We start from the raw sequence: 15,155 nt of genomic DNA, 5'->3' as shown, positions 1-15,155 counted from the left end.
CATGACCCAGGACCAGACCATCTTCGCCTTCGAACTGGATTTCGCCGGTAGCCTGCGCTGCATCCCGATGATCGTGCGCCTCAAGCTCGACCTGGCTGGAATCAAGCTGACCCTGCGCCAATGGAGCCGGTTCGAACGGCCGGAGCGCCAGCAACTGGTCGAGCGGCCGTGCGGCGACGAAGCCGAGGTGAGGGACTATCGACGATACGTCCTGGAGATCATCGCGCTGCGGGCGGACGAGCCGCCCGCGGACCTGGCCGTCGATCCCCATCCGATCTGGGACCAGACCGACAGCGTGCCGGAGCGGCTGGTGCGCCTGGTCCAAGAGCTGGACCTGGCGGCGCCGACTCTGGAGCAGTGGCGCGCCATCACGCCCTTGCAGCGGTTCACCCTCTTCAAGCTGACGCGGCCGGGCCACGACAACGACAATTTCGAGCCGGCTTTGCACGAGTTCGGTCTGCTGCGGCGCTAGCGGGCGGTGCAAGCCCGTGACGGCGGCGTCGCGCGCCAGTCAAATTTGCCTGGGTTTAGCTCCCGCGTCGTCGTGGACGGAACAGGCTTGGCCGTGCGCCGTTGACCTTGCCCGTCCCCCGTCCGTTTCGGACTGTCTGCGGGGTGGACGGCGGAGGCACGGTGGGATCGCGCGGCGCGTTGCAGATCGGCGAGGTGGGCGGCGGGATCCGGCGCCTGGCGGGTCGCTTCGACCTGACGACCGCGCTCGAATGGGCCTCGCGCCTGGGCTATGCCGCGCGCGGCCTCGTCTATCTGGGCCTGGGCGGGATCGTCATGCTGGCGGCGGCCGACGTCACGCCTCGGGCGCACGGCGCAAGGGCCATGCTGGCCGCCTGGGCGGAATGGCCGCTGGGTCTGGTCCTGATCACCGCCGTGGCGCTCGGGCTTCTGGGCTTCGCGGGCTGGCGCGTGCTGCAGGCGGTGTTCGACGCCGATCGCCACGGACGTTCGCCCAAGGCCTGGGCCGTGCGCCTCGGGCAGGGGATCAGCGGCCTGATCTATGGCGGCCTGGCGCTGTCGGCGCTGGAGCTTCTTGATCAATTCGAGGACGTCGGCGAGGCCGACGAGGAACAGACCGCCCACGGCGCGGCGGCCGCCGTTCTGGCGCTGCCGCACGGCGACCTGCTGCTGCTTCTGGCCGGCGTGGTGATGCTAGGCGTCGGCGCCGGCAATATCGTTCAAGGCGTCGCGCAGGATTTTTCCAAACGGCTGAAGTGCAGCGACAAGGTCTGTCGGTGGGTCGTGCCGCTGGCCAAGGTCGGTTACGGGGCGCGGGGCCTTGCGACCTTGCCGGCGGGACTGTTTCTGATCGAGGCGGGCCTGGACGCCCAGAGCAGCGATGCGCGCAGTTGGGGCGGCGCCTTGCAGGCGGTCGAACAGCAGCCCTTCGGCTCTTGGGTGCTGGGCCTTGTGGCCGTGGGCCTCGTGGCGTTCGGCCTGTTCGGCTTCGTCGAGGCCGCCTTTCGACGTATCAGACCCCCTTCGGAGATCGGCTGATGGGCAAGACCGCAAGCCCCACGCGCGCGGCGGCGGCCCGCGCGGCCAAGGCCGCCAGGGCGCCTCGCCACGGCGCGCGGGCCCAGGTGCTGACCCGCACCCGAAACCTGAAGATGGCGCGCTCGGCTCACGCCTATGTGCGGGGCAGCACCGTGAAATTCTACGAATGGCTGGAGGCGCGCCAGAGCGCCCTGCCGGCCGGGCCGCCAGTGTGGATCTGCGGCGACTGCCACATCGGCAATCTCGGCCCCCTGGCCAACGCCAAGGGCCGGGTCGACATCCAGATCCGCGACCTGGACCAGACAGTGATCGGCAATCCGGCTCACGACCTGATCCGCCTTGGTCTGTCCCTGGCCTCGGCCGCGCGGGGCTCCGACCTGCCCGGCGTGATCACCGCCCAGATGCTGGAGGCGATGATCGAGGGCTACGAAGACGCCTTGGCCCAGGACTTCGAGACCGAGACCCCGCATCCGCCGATGATCGGCTCCGTACTGGGCGAGGCCGAGCGACGCACGTGGAAGCACCTGGCTTCGGATCGTCTGAGCGGCGCCACGCCCGTGATCCCGATCGGCAAGCGGTTCTGGCCGGTCACCCGCACCGAACGCGCCGAGATCGAGCAGATCTGCCTCAGCGACCCCGTTCGCGATCTGGTGACCAGCCTGAAGTCGCGGAGCAAGAAGGATCAGATCCGGCTGCTCGACGCGGCCTATTGGGTCAAGGGCTGCAGCTCGCTGGGGCGGCTGCGCTACGCGGTGCTGCTGGAGGTCGACGGCGGCGACGGCAAGCCGGACATCTGCTTCCTCGACATCAAGGAGGCCGTGAAGGCCGCGGCGCCGCGCGATCCGGACGCGGTCATGCCGCGCGACAACGCCGAGCGCATCGTCGCCGGGGCCTTGGCCCTGTCGCCCAATCTTGGCCAGCGCATGGCGGCCGGGCGTCTGCTGGGCAAGTCGGTGGTGCTGCGCGAGCTGATGCCGCAGGACATGAAGATCGAGATCGTCGGCCTGTCGCCGGCTGAGGCGATGGACGCCGCCAAGTCCCTGGCTCGCGTCGTCGGTGACGCCCACGGCCGGCAGATGGACGAGGCGACCCGGCGCGGCTGGGCGGCCGAGCTGGCGCGGAACCGCTCCGGAACCCTGGACGCCCCGTCCTGGCTCTGGTCGAGCGTCGTCGAGCTGATCGCCGCCCACGAAGCGGCCTATCTGGAGCATTGCCGGCGCTACGCCTTGGCGCTGGATCAGGCTTAGGCTTCCAGGGTCCGCAAGCGCTTGTGGATGTCGGTTGCGGCGATGGCCGCCTCGGCCGTGGCGACCGCGATCTGGTTGAGGCCGCGCACAACGTCGCCGGCGGCGTAGAGGCCGCTGATCGAGGTCTCCTGATGACCGTTGACCAGCAGATTTCCCTCGGCGTCGTGCGCCGCGCCCCATTGCACGGCCAGACGGCTCTGCATCTCGCAGCCCAGCGCCAGATAGACGCAATCGAAAGCGCGAGGCTCGCGCCCTGGCGACGACACGACCACCGAACCTGGGCCGACGGACAGGCCCGACAGATCGACGGACAGCACCTCAATGCCGCGCGCGGCCAGCGCCGCCGGGTCGCTCAGGTCGGAGGGTTGGCCCAGGTGCAGCAGGGTCACCTGAGAAGAATAGGTGGTCAGGAACATCGCTTCGCGTGCGCCCAGGTCACCGTTGCCGAGCACGGCGATCCGCTGGTCGATGGCCTCATAGGCGTCGCAGATCGGGCAGATGCGCACGCGGGCCGCGCGGATGGCCGCGTCGATATCGTCCAGCGGCGGCAGCCGATCGACCACCCCCGTGGCCAGAAGCACGAATGTCCCGCGAACCGTTCCGGCATCCTCCAGCGTCAGTTCGAAACCATCGCCCGCGCGGACCAGGGTCCGAGCGCGGGCGGCGAGGCGTTCGTCGCCATAGAGGCTCGCCTGCTCGCCCATGCGCGACAGCAGGGCGTCTCCGCCGACGCCGTGCGGGAAGCCGGGGGTGTTGTGGCTTTCGGGGATCCAACTGGCCCGCGACGGTCCGCCGTCGAGCACCAGCACCTTGCGGCGAAACCGGCCCAGATAGGTCGCCGCCGTCAGCCCGGCCGGACCGGCGCCGACGATGATCGCATCATACGACGCCATGCGCGCGGCCGTGGCCGCTACTCCGCCGCATAGACCAGCGGATGCGCATGGGCCCACAGATGGGCGCGATAGGTGTCGAAGCACTGCTCGCCGCAGATCAGGCGCATCATGGCGCCCTCAGCGATGAACTTGGCGCAGGACGGATCATCGCTGACCAGGGGATGCAGCGCCTCGGCGTTCCAAGCCCTGGAGTGCTCGACGTCCAGCACCGCGTGCAGGGCGAAATACTTTCGAGCCTCGGGCGAAACGCCCAGCCGCTTGAGGCCGGCGTCGACACAGGCCACGCGGGTCGGAGCGGTCAGCTCGACGACGCCCAGGGCGCCGATCGACTGGTAGACATAGCGACGGGTGGTGGCGAAGGCGGTCATGGTGTTGGCCAGGCACAGCGACTGCCACAGGGTGGCGTCGATCTCGGGCGTCAGGCCCAGCTGCGCCGTGGTGCGGGTCAGCATCGGACCGTGCATGCCGCTGGCCTTGCCGCGGCCCATCTCGTCCCAGTAGTTGCGGGCCAGCTCCAGCTTGGCGCGATCCAGGACCTTGACCTGGGTCATGGCCACCAGGTCGTCGAACCCGGCCTCGCCGGCGGCTTCCTGGGTCAGGAACCACTTGATGTCCTCGAGGCTCGCCGCGCCTTCCAGCCAGTCGAACAACGGATCCCACTGGCCGGGGCCATGGTTCTTCAACGCCTCGAACCAGGCGATGAAGGCGTCGGCGTCCGTTGGAACATCGGCGACGAGCGGTGCGACATGGGCTCGGAAGGACTCGATGAACGCGCCCTCGATCCGCCGCATGCGCGCGTCGTCGTCGAGGTCGGCCTGCCAGTCGTCGGACGGCGTCGCCACCGCCAGCCGGCGATGGTTCCAGTGGGCCAGGCCGCGATGCAGGCCTTCGGCGTCGGGAAACTGCGGGCTGAAGGATCCCAGACGGGACAGACGTTCACCACCAAACACGATCGAACTCCGTAGCTGCATTGGGAAGCCGGACGCTTGCTCGCGACCTCTTCCGTCCGGCCCGGCGCATTCGCCAGCGGGAGGCAAACGAACCTCGGCGTCGGACGTTCCTAAGTCGGACGCCAGACGAAGGCTTCAGTTTCAAAGGCTTGGCTTTGGACGAGCGACAGGCTCAGGCGTCTTCATCGCCTTCGGTCTGCACCGTTGCGGCGCCGCCCAGAGCCTCGTAGCGGCGCTCGGCGAGCCATTGCAAACGCTTGGCCTGGGTCTGGAGGACCCGGCGCAGGCCGCCCTGCACCTTGCGCTCGGAGATCACCTGCGCCAGGCGCGAGATGATCAGGGCGCGACGGGCGAGGCGGAAGTCGGGGTGAGAGCGCAACTCGAAGACGCGATCGGAGACGATGCGGGCGCGATGCGAGGGCGGGGCGACCACCGCCAGCCGGCCGGGCGGCGGATCCTTCTCGTTGAGGATGGCCCCAAACTGCGAGTTCTCGATCGCCTGCTGGGTGATCAGCCGCTCCAGCGCGTCCAGGTGCTGGCGCGCGTCGACATCTTTGCCGCCGACGGCTTGGAACTGCGGCAGCGGCCACACCTCGATCTCGTAGACCTCGAACGGGTCCAGCACCGACATCGCCACCGCGTCGGTGCGCTGGTTGGTCAGGTGGCGGCGGATGCGGGTGCGCAGCATCTCGTTGGTCTGGCCGACATAGATTGGCTCGCCGTCATAATCGAAGAAGGCGTAGACGCCCCATTTGTAGTTCCCGACCCGCAGGCCGGCGCCTGAAGGATCGTCGAACGGCGCATCGAGAAAGGCCGCGAGGTTGTTGCGCAGATCTTCGGTCTCGAACGGCGGCACGTTCGTGCCGTCCGGCCGCGCCAGATGGGGGAAGAGGTCGGCCATCGCCCGCTCAAGCGACCTTTCGGTCGCTGACCAGGGCCGCGGTCAGGGGCTCGAAGACATGCCGGGCCAGATGGCGCACCACGGGCACGGCCACGCCGTCTCCGGTCAGGTGGTAGGCGTCGTTATAGCGGCGCGGCAGCACGTAGCGGTCGTCCAGCCCCATCAGGCGGGCGGTCTCGCGGGCCGAGATCAGGCGAGAGCGGACACGATAGCCCTCGACCACCAGGATGACCTGGCGGCTGGAGCCGCCGGCGGGCGTGCGCAGGCAGCCGGCGACGTCGTCAAAGCGGACCTCGGCGCGCTGCACCTTTCGGCCGGCCTCGTCGACGCGCGTGCGGCGATAGACGCCGCCGACCATGCGACGCTCGGCGCGCTTGGCGGCTTCCACCTTGGCCAGGTTCACCGGCGACATCATGTCGAGCAGCTTCTTGGTCTCGGCCTGGGTGTGCCAGGCCACGCTGTCGGGCTCTTCTTCGATGAGGTCGGCGAAGGTGTTGGCGCGGCGTTCGGGCGTGGGGACGTTCCACCACAGCAAGGGCGCGCGGACGGTCGCGGGCAAGGCTTCCACCGCCCGGGTCAGGGCCCGGGTGTGGAACGGCGCGACGGGCTCGGGCGACAGCAGTTCGGGCGCGATCTCGACATCGGCGCGGACGCCGATCACGAAGAGCCGCGGACGCGACTGCGGCACGAAGAGGTCGGCGTTGATGACCAGCGCGCCATAGCGATAGCCGGCCTCGGCGAAGGTCCGGCAGATGGCTTCGAAATCCTTGCCGCCATGTGAGGTGAGCGCTCCGCACACGTTCTCGACCGCCACCAGGGCCGGCGCGCGGCCGTCGCGGGCCAGGCCGTGGATCAGGTCCCAGAAGGGATAGAACGTGCCGGAACGCTCACCGCTGAGCCCGGCGCCGACCCCGGCCAGCGACAGGTCCTGGCAGGGGAACGAGCCCCAGACGAGGTCGGGGTGGCCGGGCAGGGCGTCGGCGCTCAGCTGGCGCACGTCGCCGATGGCCAGCTCGCCGCCAGCCCCCCAGTTGGCCTGGTAGATCAGGCCCTTCTTGGCGTCGAAGTCGTTGGCGAACAGGCAGGTCCAGGCCGCGCCCAGGCCGGCGCGAGCCATCCCGCCGCCGGCGAAGAACTCGTAATAGCTACCCATGACGGCGATCCTCGCTGGGCGCAGCGTCTGCGGCTTCGCGCGCCAGCTTTTCCGCCACCGCCTCGGTCAGCCAGGTGTTGCGCGAGACGTGGCCCGGCCGCGCCGCACGCGAGCGGTCGATCGCGGCGAACGTCTCGGGTGACAGGCGCAGATTGATGCGGTCGATGGTGGTCGGTGAATCAGCCATGGCGCCACGCTGGCGCCCTTGCGGCGCCATGTCCAGTTCTCATTATGTTCTTGCGGCAGATGCTTTCCTCGGGAGGAGCGCCCGATCTTTACGCCGCCCTTATGCGCGGGGCGGGCTTCCGCATGGAGCCTTTACGGCCGTCCGTGGTGTCTCCCTCCGATCAACAACGGAGGTCGAGCGATGGCTGACCTGATCTTTCTGGCGTTTGGGGCGGGGGCGTTCCTGGCCTTCGTCGCCTTCACCGCCGCGCTGAGGCGCGTGTGATGACCCTGCTCGTGAGCGTGCTTTGGGGAGCCGGGGCGATCGTCGTCGCGGCCTACATGATCGTGGCCCTCGTGCGGCCCGACCGGTTCTGACGGATCCATTCCATGAATTGGCAAGGTTGGGCGGAAATCGCCCTGACGCTGGGCCTGGCGATCGCGATCGCCTGGCCGCTCGGCGTCTATATGTCCCGCGTCTGGAACGGCGAACGCACCTGGCTCGACCCGGTGCTGCGTCCGGTCGAGCGCCTGTTCTATTCGGCCTGCGGGGTCGATCCCACCAAGAGCCAGAAGTGGTTCTCGTACGCCGGCGCGCTGCTGGCCTTCAACGCCGTGGGCTTCTTCGTCGTCTATGGCGTGCTGCGCCTGCAGGGCGTGCTGCCGCTGAACCCGCAGGGTTTCGCCGGCGTCTCGCCGCACCTGGCGTTCAACACCGCGGCCAGCTTCGTCTCCAACACCAACTGGCAGAGCTATGGCGGCGAGACGACGATGTCGACGCTGAGCCAGATGATCGTGCTGACGGTGCAGAACTTCGTCTCGGCCGCCACCGGCGCGACGATCGCGGCCGCCCTGGCTCGCGCGTTCATCGCCAAGCGCGGCGAGGGCGTCGGCAACTTCTGGGCGGATCTCACGCGCACCACCCTCTACGTGCTGCTGCCGCTGTGCATCGTGATGTCGATCGTGCTGGTCGCCCTGGGCGTGCCCCAGACTCTGGCGGCGGGCGTCACGGCCCACACGTTGGAAGGCGGCGAGCAGAAGATCTCGCTGTTCGCCACGGCCAGCCAGTTGGCCATCAAGCAGCTGGGCATCAACGGCGGCGGCATCTTCAACGTCAATTCCGCCCACCCGTTCGAGAACCCGACCCCGCTCACCAACCTGATCACGGCGGTGTCCATCAACCTGCTGGGCTGGGCGGCGTTCTTCGCTTTCGGCCGCAGCGCTATGGCCCGCAAGGACATCCGCGCCCTGGTGGTCGCCGCCGCGATCCTGCTGACCGCCGGCGCGGCCGCGATCTATGTGACCGAAACCCAGCCCGCGCCGGCCCTGCTGGCGGCCCATGTCGACAGTTCGATCAACATGGAAGGCAAGGAAGTGCGCTTCGGCGCGCCGGCCACGTCCGTCTGGGCCGCCATGACCACGGGCGCCTCCAGCGGCTCGGTCAACGGCATGCATTCCAGCCTGATGCCGCTGGGCGGCGGGGTGGCAATGTTCCTGATGCAACTGGGCGAGATCCTGCCTGGCGGCATCGGCTCGGGCATCGCCATCATGGTGGTGATGGCCCTGCTGGCGGTGTTCGTCGCCGGCCTGATGGTCGGCCGCACGCCGGAATATCTCGGCAAGAAGATCGAGGCGCGCGAGATCCAGCTGGCCATGCTGGCGGTGCTGGTGATCCCGCTGTCGATGCTGGGCTTCTCGGCCGTCGCCGCCGTCCTGCCCGAGGCCTTGAAGGGCCTGATGCACGCCGGGCCGCACGGTCTGTCGGAGATCCTCTACGCCTACGTCTCTGGCACGGCCAACAACGGCTCGGCGTTCGGCGGTCTGACGGCCAACGCGCCGTGGTGGAACACCACCCTGGGCATCGCCATGCTGATGGGCCGTTTCGCCCCCATCGTCGCGGTTCTGGCCATCGCCGGCGCCCTGGCGGCCAAGCCCAAGCTGGCTCCCTCGGCCGGGACCCTGCCCACGGACGGCGGCCTGTTCATCGGCCTACTGATCGGGGTGATCCTGATCCTGGGCGGCCTGCAATTCTTCCCTGCTCTCGCGCTGGGTCCGATCGTCGAGCACTTCCAGATGCTCGCCACGATCGCCCAGACGCACTGATCGCAAAGGCGATTGTCATGACTTCCATCGATTTCGACGCCGGGGAGGGCCGCAAGGCTCCGCCCCTGGCGGGCGGTCTTTCCGGCTCGATGCTGGCCCGCGCCGGCCGCGACGCCTTCATCAAGCTCGACCCGCGCAAGCTCACCAACAACCCGGTGATCTTCGCCACCTGGATCGTCGCCCTGCTGTCGACCCTGTCGGCGGCGGCGGCCATCGCGGCCCACCAGCCCTCGGGCTTCGCGGTGCAGATCGCCGGCTGGCTGTGGGCCACGGTGCTGTTCGCCAACCTCGCCGAGAGCGTCGCCGAAGGACGCGGCAAGGCGGCGGCCGACAGCCTGCGGGCCACCCGCGTGACCACCAAGGCCAAGCTGATCATCGACGAGAAGACCGGCACCATCCTGCCCACGCCGGCCCACAAGCTGGGCGTCGGCGAGATCATCCTGGTCGAGGCCGGCGACGTGGTGCCCACCGATGGCGAGATCATCGAGGGCATGGCCAGCGTCAACGAAGCGGCCATCACCGGCGAAAGCGCGCCGGTGATCCGCGAGAGCGGCGGCGACCGCTCGGCCGTCACCGGCGGCACCACGGTGGTCTCCGACTGGATCAAGGTGCGGGTCACGGCCGAGGCGGGCAACACCTTCCTCGACCGGATGATCGCCATGGTCGAGGGCGCGGACCGTCGCAAGACGCCCAACGAGATCGCCCTGGCCGTGCTGCTGGCCGGCCTGACCCTGATCTTCCTGATCGCGGTGGTCACCCTGCTGGGCCTGGGCAAGTTCTCGGGCGTGGCCCTGGATCCGCTGGTGCTGGGCGCACTGTTCATCACCCTGATCCCCACGACCATCGGCGGGCTGCTCTCGGCCGTCGGCATCGCCGGCATGGACCGTCTGCTGAAGGTCAATGTGCTGGCCACGTCTGGTCGCGCTGTCGAAGCCGCTGGCGACGTCGACACCCTGTTGCTGGACAAGACCGGCACCATCACCTTCGGCAACCGCATGGCCACCGAGGTGATCGCCGCCCCCGGCGTGCGCCCCGACGCCGCCCTGCGCGCCGCCGTCAGCGCCTCACTGGCCGACGAGACGCCGGAAGGCCGCTCGATCGTCGAACTGGGCCGCAACCAGGGCGTGGTGATCGAGATCCCGGCCGGCGCGACGTCGATCGCTTTCACCGCCTCGACCCGTCAGTCGGGTCTGGACGCGGGTTCGATGTCCTGGCGCAAGGGCGCGGTCGATGCGGTGTACAAGTCGCTCGCCCTGGATCGGAAGATGGTCCCGCCCGAAGTCGTGGCCGCCGTCGATCGCATCGCCCGCTCGGGCGGCACGCCGCTGGCGGTCAGCGAGAACGGCGTGCTCGTGGGCGTCATCCACCTGAAGGATGTCGTGAAGCCCAACGTCAAGGAACGCTTCGCCGATCTGCGCCGCATGGGCCTGCGCACGGTGATGATCACCGGCGACAACCCGGTGACCGCCGCCGCCATCGCCTCCGAAGCCGGCGTCGACGACTTCCTCGCCGAGGCCACGCCCGAGGACAAGCTGCGTCTGATCCGCGACGAGCAGGCCAAGGGCCGACTGGTGGCCATGTGCGGCGACGGCGCCAATGACGCGCCGGCTCTGGCTCAGGCCGACGTCGGCGTGGCCATGCAGACCGGCGCCCAGGCGGCCCGCGAGGCCGGCAACATGGTCGACCTCGACAGCGATCCGACCAAGGTCATCGAGATCGTCCAGGTGGGCAAGCAGATGCTGATCACCCGCGGCGCCCTGACGACCTTCTCGATCGCCAACGACGTGGCCAAATATTTCGCCATCATCCCGGCGATGTTCGTGGTCTCGCTGCCGGCGCTGGGCGCGATGAACATCATGAAGCTGCACAGCCCGCAGAGCGCGATCCTGTCGGCGGTGATCTTCAACGCCTTGGTGATCGTGGCCCTGATCCCGCTGGCGCTGAAAGGCGTGAAGTATCGCGCCGTCGGGGCCGGCAAGCTCTTGTCCCGCAACTTGCTGGTCTACGGCCTCGGCGGCCTGGTCGCCCCGTTCGCCTTCATCAAGCTGATCGACATGATCGTATCCTCGCTCGGCTTGGCTTAAGCTGCAGCTCTCGGAGATTCTGATTTCCATGCTCTCCCATCTTCGCCCCGCCCTCGTCTCGATGGCCCTGTTCACCCTGCTGCTGGGACTAGCCTATCCGCTGGCCATCACCGGCGTCGCCCAGGCGGCCTTCCCGGCCCAGGCCAATGGCAGCCTGGTGCGCGACGCCAAGGGTGCGGTGATCGGCTCGGCCCTGATCGGCCAGACCTTCGCCAAGCCGGAATATCTGCACCCGCGTCCGTCGGCGGCCGGCAGCGGCTATGACGCCTCGGCCTCGAGCGGCTCCAACATGGGGCCGACCAATCCGGCCCTGGCCGAGCGGGTCAAGGCCGACGCCGACGCCTTGCGGGCCGAGGCGGCCGGCCGGATGATCCCCGCCGACGCGGTGACGACCTCGGGCTCCGGGCTCGACCCGGATATCTCGCCGGCCTATGCCAGCTTACAGGCTGAGCGGATCGCCAAGACGCGAGGTCTACCGGTCGCCACGGTTCAAGCGACCATCGACGCCAAGACCCAGGGCCGCCTGCTGGGCTTCATCGGCCAGCCGCGCGTGAACGTGTTGGCGGTCAACCGGGCGCTCGACGCTCTACCAAAGGGCTGATGGCTTGGCGGCTGACACACCCAAACGCCCCGACCCGGAGGCGCTCCTGGCGGCTGCCAACCGGGCCGGCCGGGGGCGCCTGAAGGTGTTTCTGGGCATGGCGCCCGGGGTCGGCAAGACCTACGAGATGCTGCGCGCCGCCCGCCGTCGCAAGGCCGAGGGCCAGGACGTGCTGATCGGCGTCGTCGAGACCCACGGCCGCCGCGAGACCGAGAGCCTGCTGCGCGGCATGGACGTCCTGGCCCGCAAGCCGATCGACCATCGCGGCGGCGTGCTGATGGAGTTCGACATCGACGCGGCGCTGGCCCATCGGCCCAAGCTGCTTCTTGTCGACGAATACGCCCACTCCAATGCGCCGGGCTCGCGCCACCCCAAGCGCTGGCAGGATGTCGAGGAGATCCTGGCGGCCGGCATCGATGTCTGGACCACGCTGAACGTCCAGCACTTGGAGAGCCTGGCCGACGTGGTGCTGCGCATCACCGGCGTGCGCCAGCGCGAGACGGTGCCCGACAGCGCCCTGTCGCGGGCCGACGATATCGAACTGGTCGACATCACTCCCGACGAGCTTCGCGAGCGGATGGCGGCGGGCAAGGTCTATGTGCCTGAGACCGCGCGCCTGGCCTCGGAGAACTTCTTCAAGGTCGAGAACCTCACCGCCCTGCGCGAACTGGCCCTGCGCCGCGCGGCCCAGACGGTGGACGACCAGCTGGTCGCCACCATGCGCGAGAAGGGCGTCGAGGGGCCCTGGGCGGCGGGCGAGCGGATACTGGTTCTGGTCGGCGGCGACGCCATCGCCAGTTCGCTGGTCCGGGCCGGACGGCGGCTTTCCGACATGATGATGGACGCACCCTGGACGGTGGCCCACATCGAGCGGCCCGACCGTCCCAGCGCCGGCCCGTCGGCGGCTGGCCACCTGCACAGCGCCCTGAAACTGGCCGAGCAGCTGGGCGGTTCGACGATCACCCTGACGGGCGGCGACATCGTCGCCACGGTGATGGCTCACGCCCGGCGCAACAACATCACCCAGATCGTCATCGGCAAGTCGGTGGAGAGCGCCTGGCGTGCGCGACTGGGCAAGTCCCTGGCGGCGGCCCTGCTGCGCGAGGCGCGGGGCGAGGCGATCCATGTGGTCACCGAGGCTTCGCGCGCGCCGGTCAAGCCGGCGAAGCCGCCGCGCGCGCCGGGCGGCTGGCGCGGCTATCTGGTCAGCGCCGGCTTCGTGGCCGTGGCGACGGCCCTGGCCTGGGTGCTGGATACGACCTTCGAACCGGTCGACGTGGGGATGATCTTCCTGGCGGCGGTGCTGGCGGCCGGGGTGATCCATGGCCGGCGACCGGCCCTGGCGGCGGCGACGGCGGCTTTCATCATCTACAACTACCTGTTCCTGACGCCGCGCTACAGCCTGGAGATCGGCGCGCCGACCGATGTGCTGACCCTGATCGTGTTCTGGGCCGTGGCCCTGGCGACCGGCGGTCTGGCGGGCCGTGTGCGCGACCAGGCCCACAACGCCCAGCGCCGCGCGGCGGCGGTCTCGGCCCTGCTGGCCGCCAGCCGCACCCTGTCGGGCGCCGCCAATCGCGACGCCGCCGCCCTGGCCCTGGCCGAGCAGTCCGCCGCCGCCGCCGGGGCCCGCGCCATCGTGCTGCTGCCGTCGAAGGGCGAGCTGGAAGTGGTGGCCGCCGCGCCCACGGCCCTGACCGCGCTGGACGCCGGACCCATGGCCGCCGCCCGCTGGGCCTGGGAGAAGGGCGAGGCGGCCGGCTTTGGCACCGGCACCCTGCCGCACACCACCTGGACCTTCTGGCCGTTGGACGGCGTGCGATCGCGCTCGGGCGTGGCGGGCATCGAGGCGGGCGCCATGACCCCAGGCTCCGACGGCGAGCGTCTGGTCCTGGCCCTGCTGGAACAGGGCGCGGTGGCGCTGGAGCGCGCGGACCTGGCCGCCGAGGCGGTCGAGGCCGAAAGCCTCCGCCAGGCCGACCGTTTCCGCTCGGCCCTGCTCAACTCGATCAGCCACGACCTGCGCACGCCGCTGTCGACGGTGCTGGGCGCCTCCAGCACCCTGATCGACTACGGCAAGACCCTAAAGCCCGAGGTGCGTGACGACCTGATCGTCTCGATCCGAGAGGAGGCTGAGCGGCTGAACCGCTATGTCGGCAACCTGCTGGACATGACCCGTTTGGAGGGCGGGGCCCTGCGTCTGCGCACCGACTGGACCGACGCCCGCGACGTGCTCAACGCCGCCGCCGAGCGGGTCGAACGACGTCTCGCGGGCAGGGTCGTCGCGCGGGACTACCCGGGCGAGCTCAGCCTGATCCAGGTCGACGCCAGCCTGCTGGAGCAGGCCATCGTCAACATCCTGGAAAACGCCATCGCCTATAGCGCCGCCGACACGCGCATCGAACTGGCGGCCTACGAGGACCGATCGAACGTGGTGCTCAGCATCGAGGACGAGGGCAGGGGCATTCCCACCGCCGAGCTGGCCCAGGTGTTCGAGAGGTTCCGCCGGCTGGAAGAGAGCAGCGATCGCGTCCAGGGCTCGGGCCTGGGCCTGGCGATCTCCAAGGGCTTCATCGACGCGATGGGTGGGCGCATCGCCGCCGCCAGCCCGATCCATGACGGGCGCGGCACTCGCATCCTGATCAGCCTGCCCAAGGCCGTCGCCACGCCGCATCATCTGCTATGAAGGGCCGATGAGCGCGCTTCGACCCCGCATCCTGGTCATCGACGACGAACCGCAGATCCATCGGTTCCTGGGCCCGGCACTGGACGCCGCCGGCTATGAGCCCCTGCGCGCCGACAGCGGGCAGGAAGGCCTGCGCGGGATCGCCCTGTGGTCGCCCGACGCCGTGGTGCTGGACCTGGGCCTGCCCGACATGGACGGCCGCGAGGTGCTGACCAAGGCCCGAGCCTTCTACGCCGGCCCGATCCTGATCCTGTCGGCCCGCGACCGCGAGAGCGAGAAGATCGAGGCCCTGGATCGCGGCGCCAACGACTATGTCGAAAAGCCCTTCGGCGTCGGCGAACTGCTGGCGCGGCTAAGGGTCGCCCTGCGTCAGCGGGCCGATGTGCGCGGACCGCAAGGCCCTATCCGGTCCGGCGAGGTGGAGCTCGACCTTGAGATGAGGCGCGTCTCGCGGGCGGGTGAGATCGTCAAGGTGTCGCCCCGCGAGTACGAGGTGCTGTCGCGCCTGGCGCTGGGACGCGGCAAGGTCCTTACGCACAAGGACTTGCTGGTGTCGGTGTGGGGTCCTGCCCATGCTGACGACACCCAGTACCTGCGCGTCTTCGTCGGCCAGCTGCGCCAGAAGCTGGAAACCGACCCTTCGGCTCCGAAAATTCTGCTCACCGAACCCGGTGTTGGTTACCGTTTCATCGCCGACGAGGCATAGATCCGGTCCTCGAAAGTCTTTGACAGCGCTCGTCAAAGCCACGCCCTGTAAGGGCTTGCGTATATAATCCGTACACGGAAATCATTGCTTTAGCTTGTGAAAAGCGGGGTCGGCGCCTTGCGCGCTGGTCGTGACATATTGTCGCTCCCCCACAGGT

Annotated in this window: 14 protein-coding genes; 9 read left to right on the top strand and 5 right to left on the bottom strand. The window is 69.3% G+C overall.

Going from position 1 to position 15,155, the window contains the following annotated elements:
* Nucleotide 1 precedes the first annotated feature (1 nt).
* The 3 genes from AC1RUS_RS11620 (at nt 2) to AC1RUS_RS11610 (ending at nt 2,756) form a co-directional block, all read left to right on the top strand.
* Nucleotides 2–472, top strand: coding sequence for a nitrate reductase associated protein (locus AC1RUS_RS11620; RefSeq protein WP_492916163.1), 471 nt, complete (start codon nt 2–4; stop codon nt 470–472).
* 161 nt (nt 473–633) lie between these two features.
* A complete protein-coding gene (locus AC1RUS_RS11615) occupies nt 634–1,509 on the top strand; it encodes a DUF1206 domain-containing protein (RefSeq protein WP_492916161.1) in 876 nt (291 codons plus the stop codon).
* A complete protein-coding gene (locus tag AC1RUS_RS11610; RefSeq protein WP_492916159.1) occupies nt 1,509–2,756 on the top strand; it encodes a DUF2252 family protein in 1,248 nt (415 codons plus the stop codon). The genes AC1RUS_RS11615 and AC1RUS_RS11610 overlap by 1 nt, the downstream gene beginning before the upstream one ends.
* Here the strand turns inward: AC1RUS_RS11610 and AC1RUS_RS11605 are convergent.
* The 5 genes from AC1RUS_RS11605 to AC1RUS_RS11585 form a co-directional block, all read right to left on the bottom strand.
* Entirely contained in the window at nt 2,753–3,649 is an 897-nt protein-coding gene (locus AC1RUS_RS11605; RefSeq protein ID WP_492916157.1) for an NAD(P)/FAD-dependent oxidoreductase, read from the bottom strand. The genes AC1RUS_RS11610 and AC1RUS_RS11605 overlap by 4 nt on opposite strands.
* A 17-nt stretch (nt 3,650–3,666) precedes the next feature.
* The gene (locus AC1RUS_RS11600) at nt 3,667–4,599 is read right to left on the bottom strand and encodes an iron-containing redox enzyme family protein (protein ID WP_492916155.1); all 933 of its coding nucleotides are present in this window, start codon (nt 4,597–4,599) and stop codon (nt 3,667–3,669) included.
* Between the two features lie 172 nt (nt 4,600–4,771).
* Nucleotides 4,772–5,500 (bottom strand): GIY-YIG nuclease family protein, encoded by a 729-nt coding sequence (locus tag AC1RUS_RS11595; protein ID WP_492916153.1) that lies wholly within the window; start codon nt 5,498–5,500, stop codon nt 4,772–4,774.
* Nucleotides 5,501–5,507: 7 nt separating this feature from the next.
* Complete coding sequence (locus tag AC1RUS_RS11590; protein WP_492916151.1) at nt 5,508–6,653, bottom strand: DNA cytosine methyltransferase; 1,146 nt, start codon at nt 6,651–6,653, stop codon at nt 5,508–5,510.
* A complete protein-coding gene (locus AC1RUS_RS11585) occupies nt 6,646–6,840 on the bottom strand; it encodes a hypothetical protein (protein WP_492916149.1) in 195 nt (64 codons plus the stop codon). Before AC1RUS_RS11585 ends, AC1RUS_RS11590 begins: the two co-directional genes overlap by 8 nt.
* Nucleotides 6,841–7,103: 263 nt before the next feature.
* On the opposite strand from AC1RUS_RS11585, the gene AC1RUS_RS11580 reads away from it, so the two are divergent.
* The 6 genes from AC1RUS_RS11580 to AC1RUS_RS11555 are packed head-to-tail and all read left to right on the top strand — an operon-like array spanning nt 7,104 to nt 14,998.
* On the top strand, nt 7,104–7,196 hold the full coding sequence (locus AC1RUS_RS11580; protein ID WP_492916147.1) for a potassium-transporting ATPase subunit F: 93 nt from the start codon (nt 7,104–7,106) through the stop codon (nt 7,194–7,196).
* 12 nt (nt 7,197–7,208) lie between these two features.
* Nucleotides 7,209–8,921, top strand: a complete 1,713-nt coding sequence (gene kdpA, locus AC1RUS_RS11575; protein ID WP_492916145.1) for a potassium-transporting ATPase subunit KdpA — start codon at nt 7,209–7,211, stop codon at nt 8,919–8,921.
* A 17-nt stretch (nt 8,922–8,938) separates the two neighbouring features.
* Nucleotides 8,939–11,005, top strand: coding sequence for a potassium-transporting ATPase subunit KdpB (gene kdpB / locus AC1RUS_RS11570; RefSeq protein WP_492916143.1), 2,067 nt, complete (start codon nt 8,939–8,941; stop codon nt 11,003–11,005).
* A 28-nt stretch (nt 11,006–11,033) separates the two neighbouring features.
* Nucleotides 11,034–11,606 carry a potassium-transporting ATPase subunit KdpC gene (kdpC, locus tag AC1RUS_RS11565; RefSeq protein ID WP_492916140.1) on the top strand — a complete coding sequence of 191 codons (573 nt, stop codon included), beginning with the start codon at nt 11,034–11,036 and terminating at the stop codon, nt 11,604–11,606.
* A 4-nt stretch (nt 11,607–11,610) separates the two neighbouring features.
* Complete coding sequence (locus AC1RUS_RS11560; protein ID WP_492916139.1) at nt 11,611–14,292, top strand: DUF4118 domain-containing protein; 2,682 nt, start codon at nt 11,611–11,613, stop codon at nt 14,290–14,292.
* Between the two features lie 7 nt (nt 14,293–14,299).
* Nucleotides 14,300–14,998 (top strand): response regulator, encoded by a 699-nt coding sequence (locus tag AC1RUS_RS11555; protein ID WP_492916137.1) that lies wholly within the window; start codon nt 14,300–14,302, stop codon nt 14,996–14,998.
* The last annotated feature ends 157 nt before the right edge of the window (nt 14,999–15,155 follow it).

The sequence above is a fragment of the Caulobacter sp. GW821-FHT10F06 genome (genome assembly GCF_058809215.1).
Note: the sequence above shows the minus strand (reverse complement) of the source record. Positions and strands in the feature narration are given on the sequence as shown.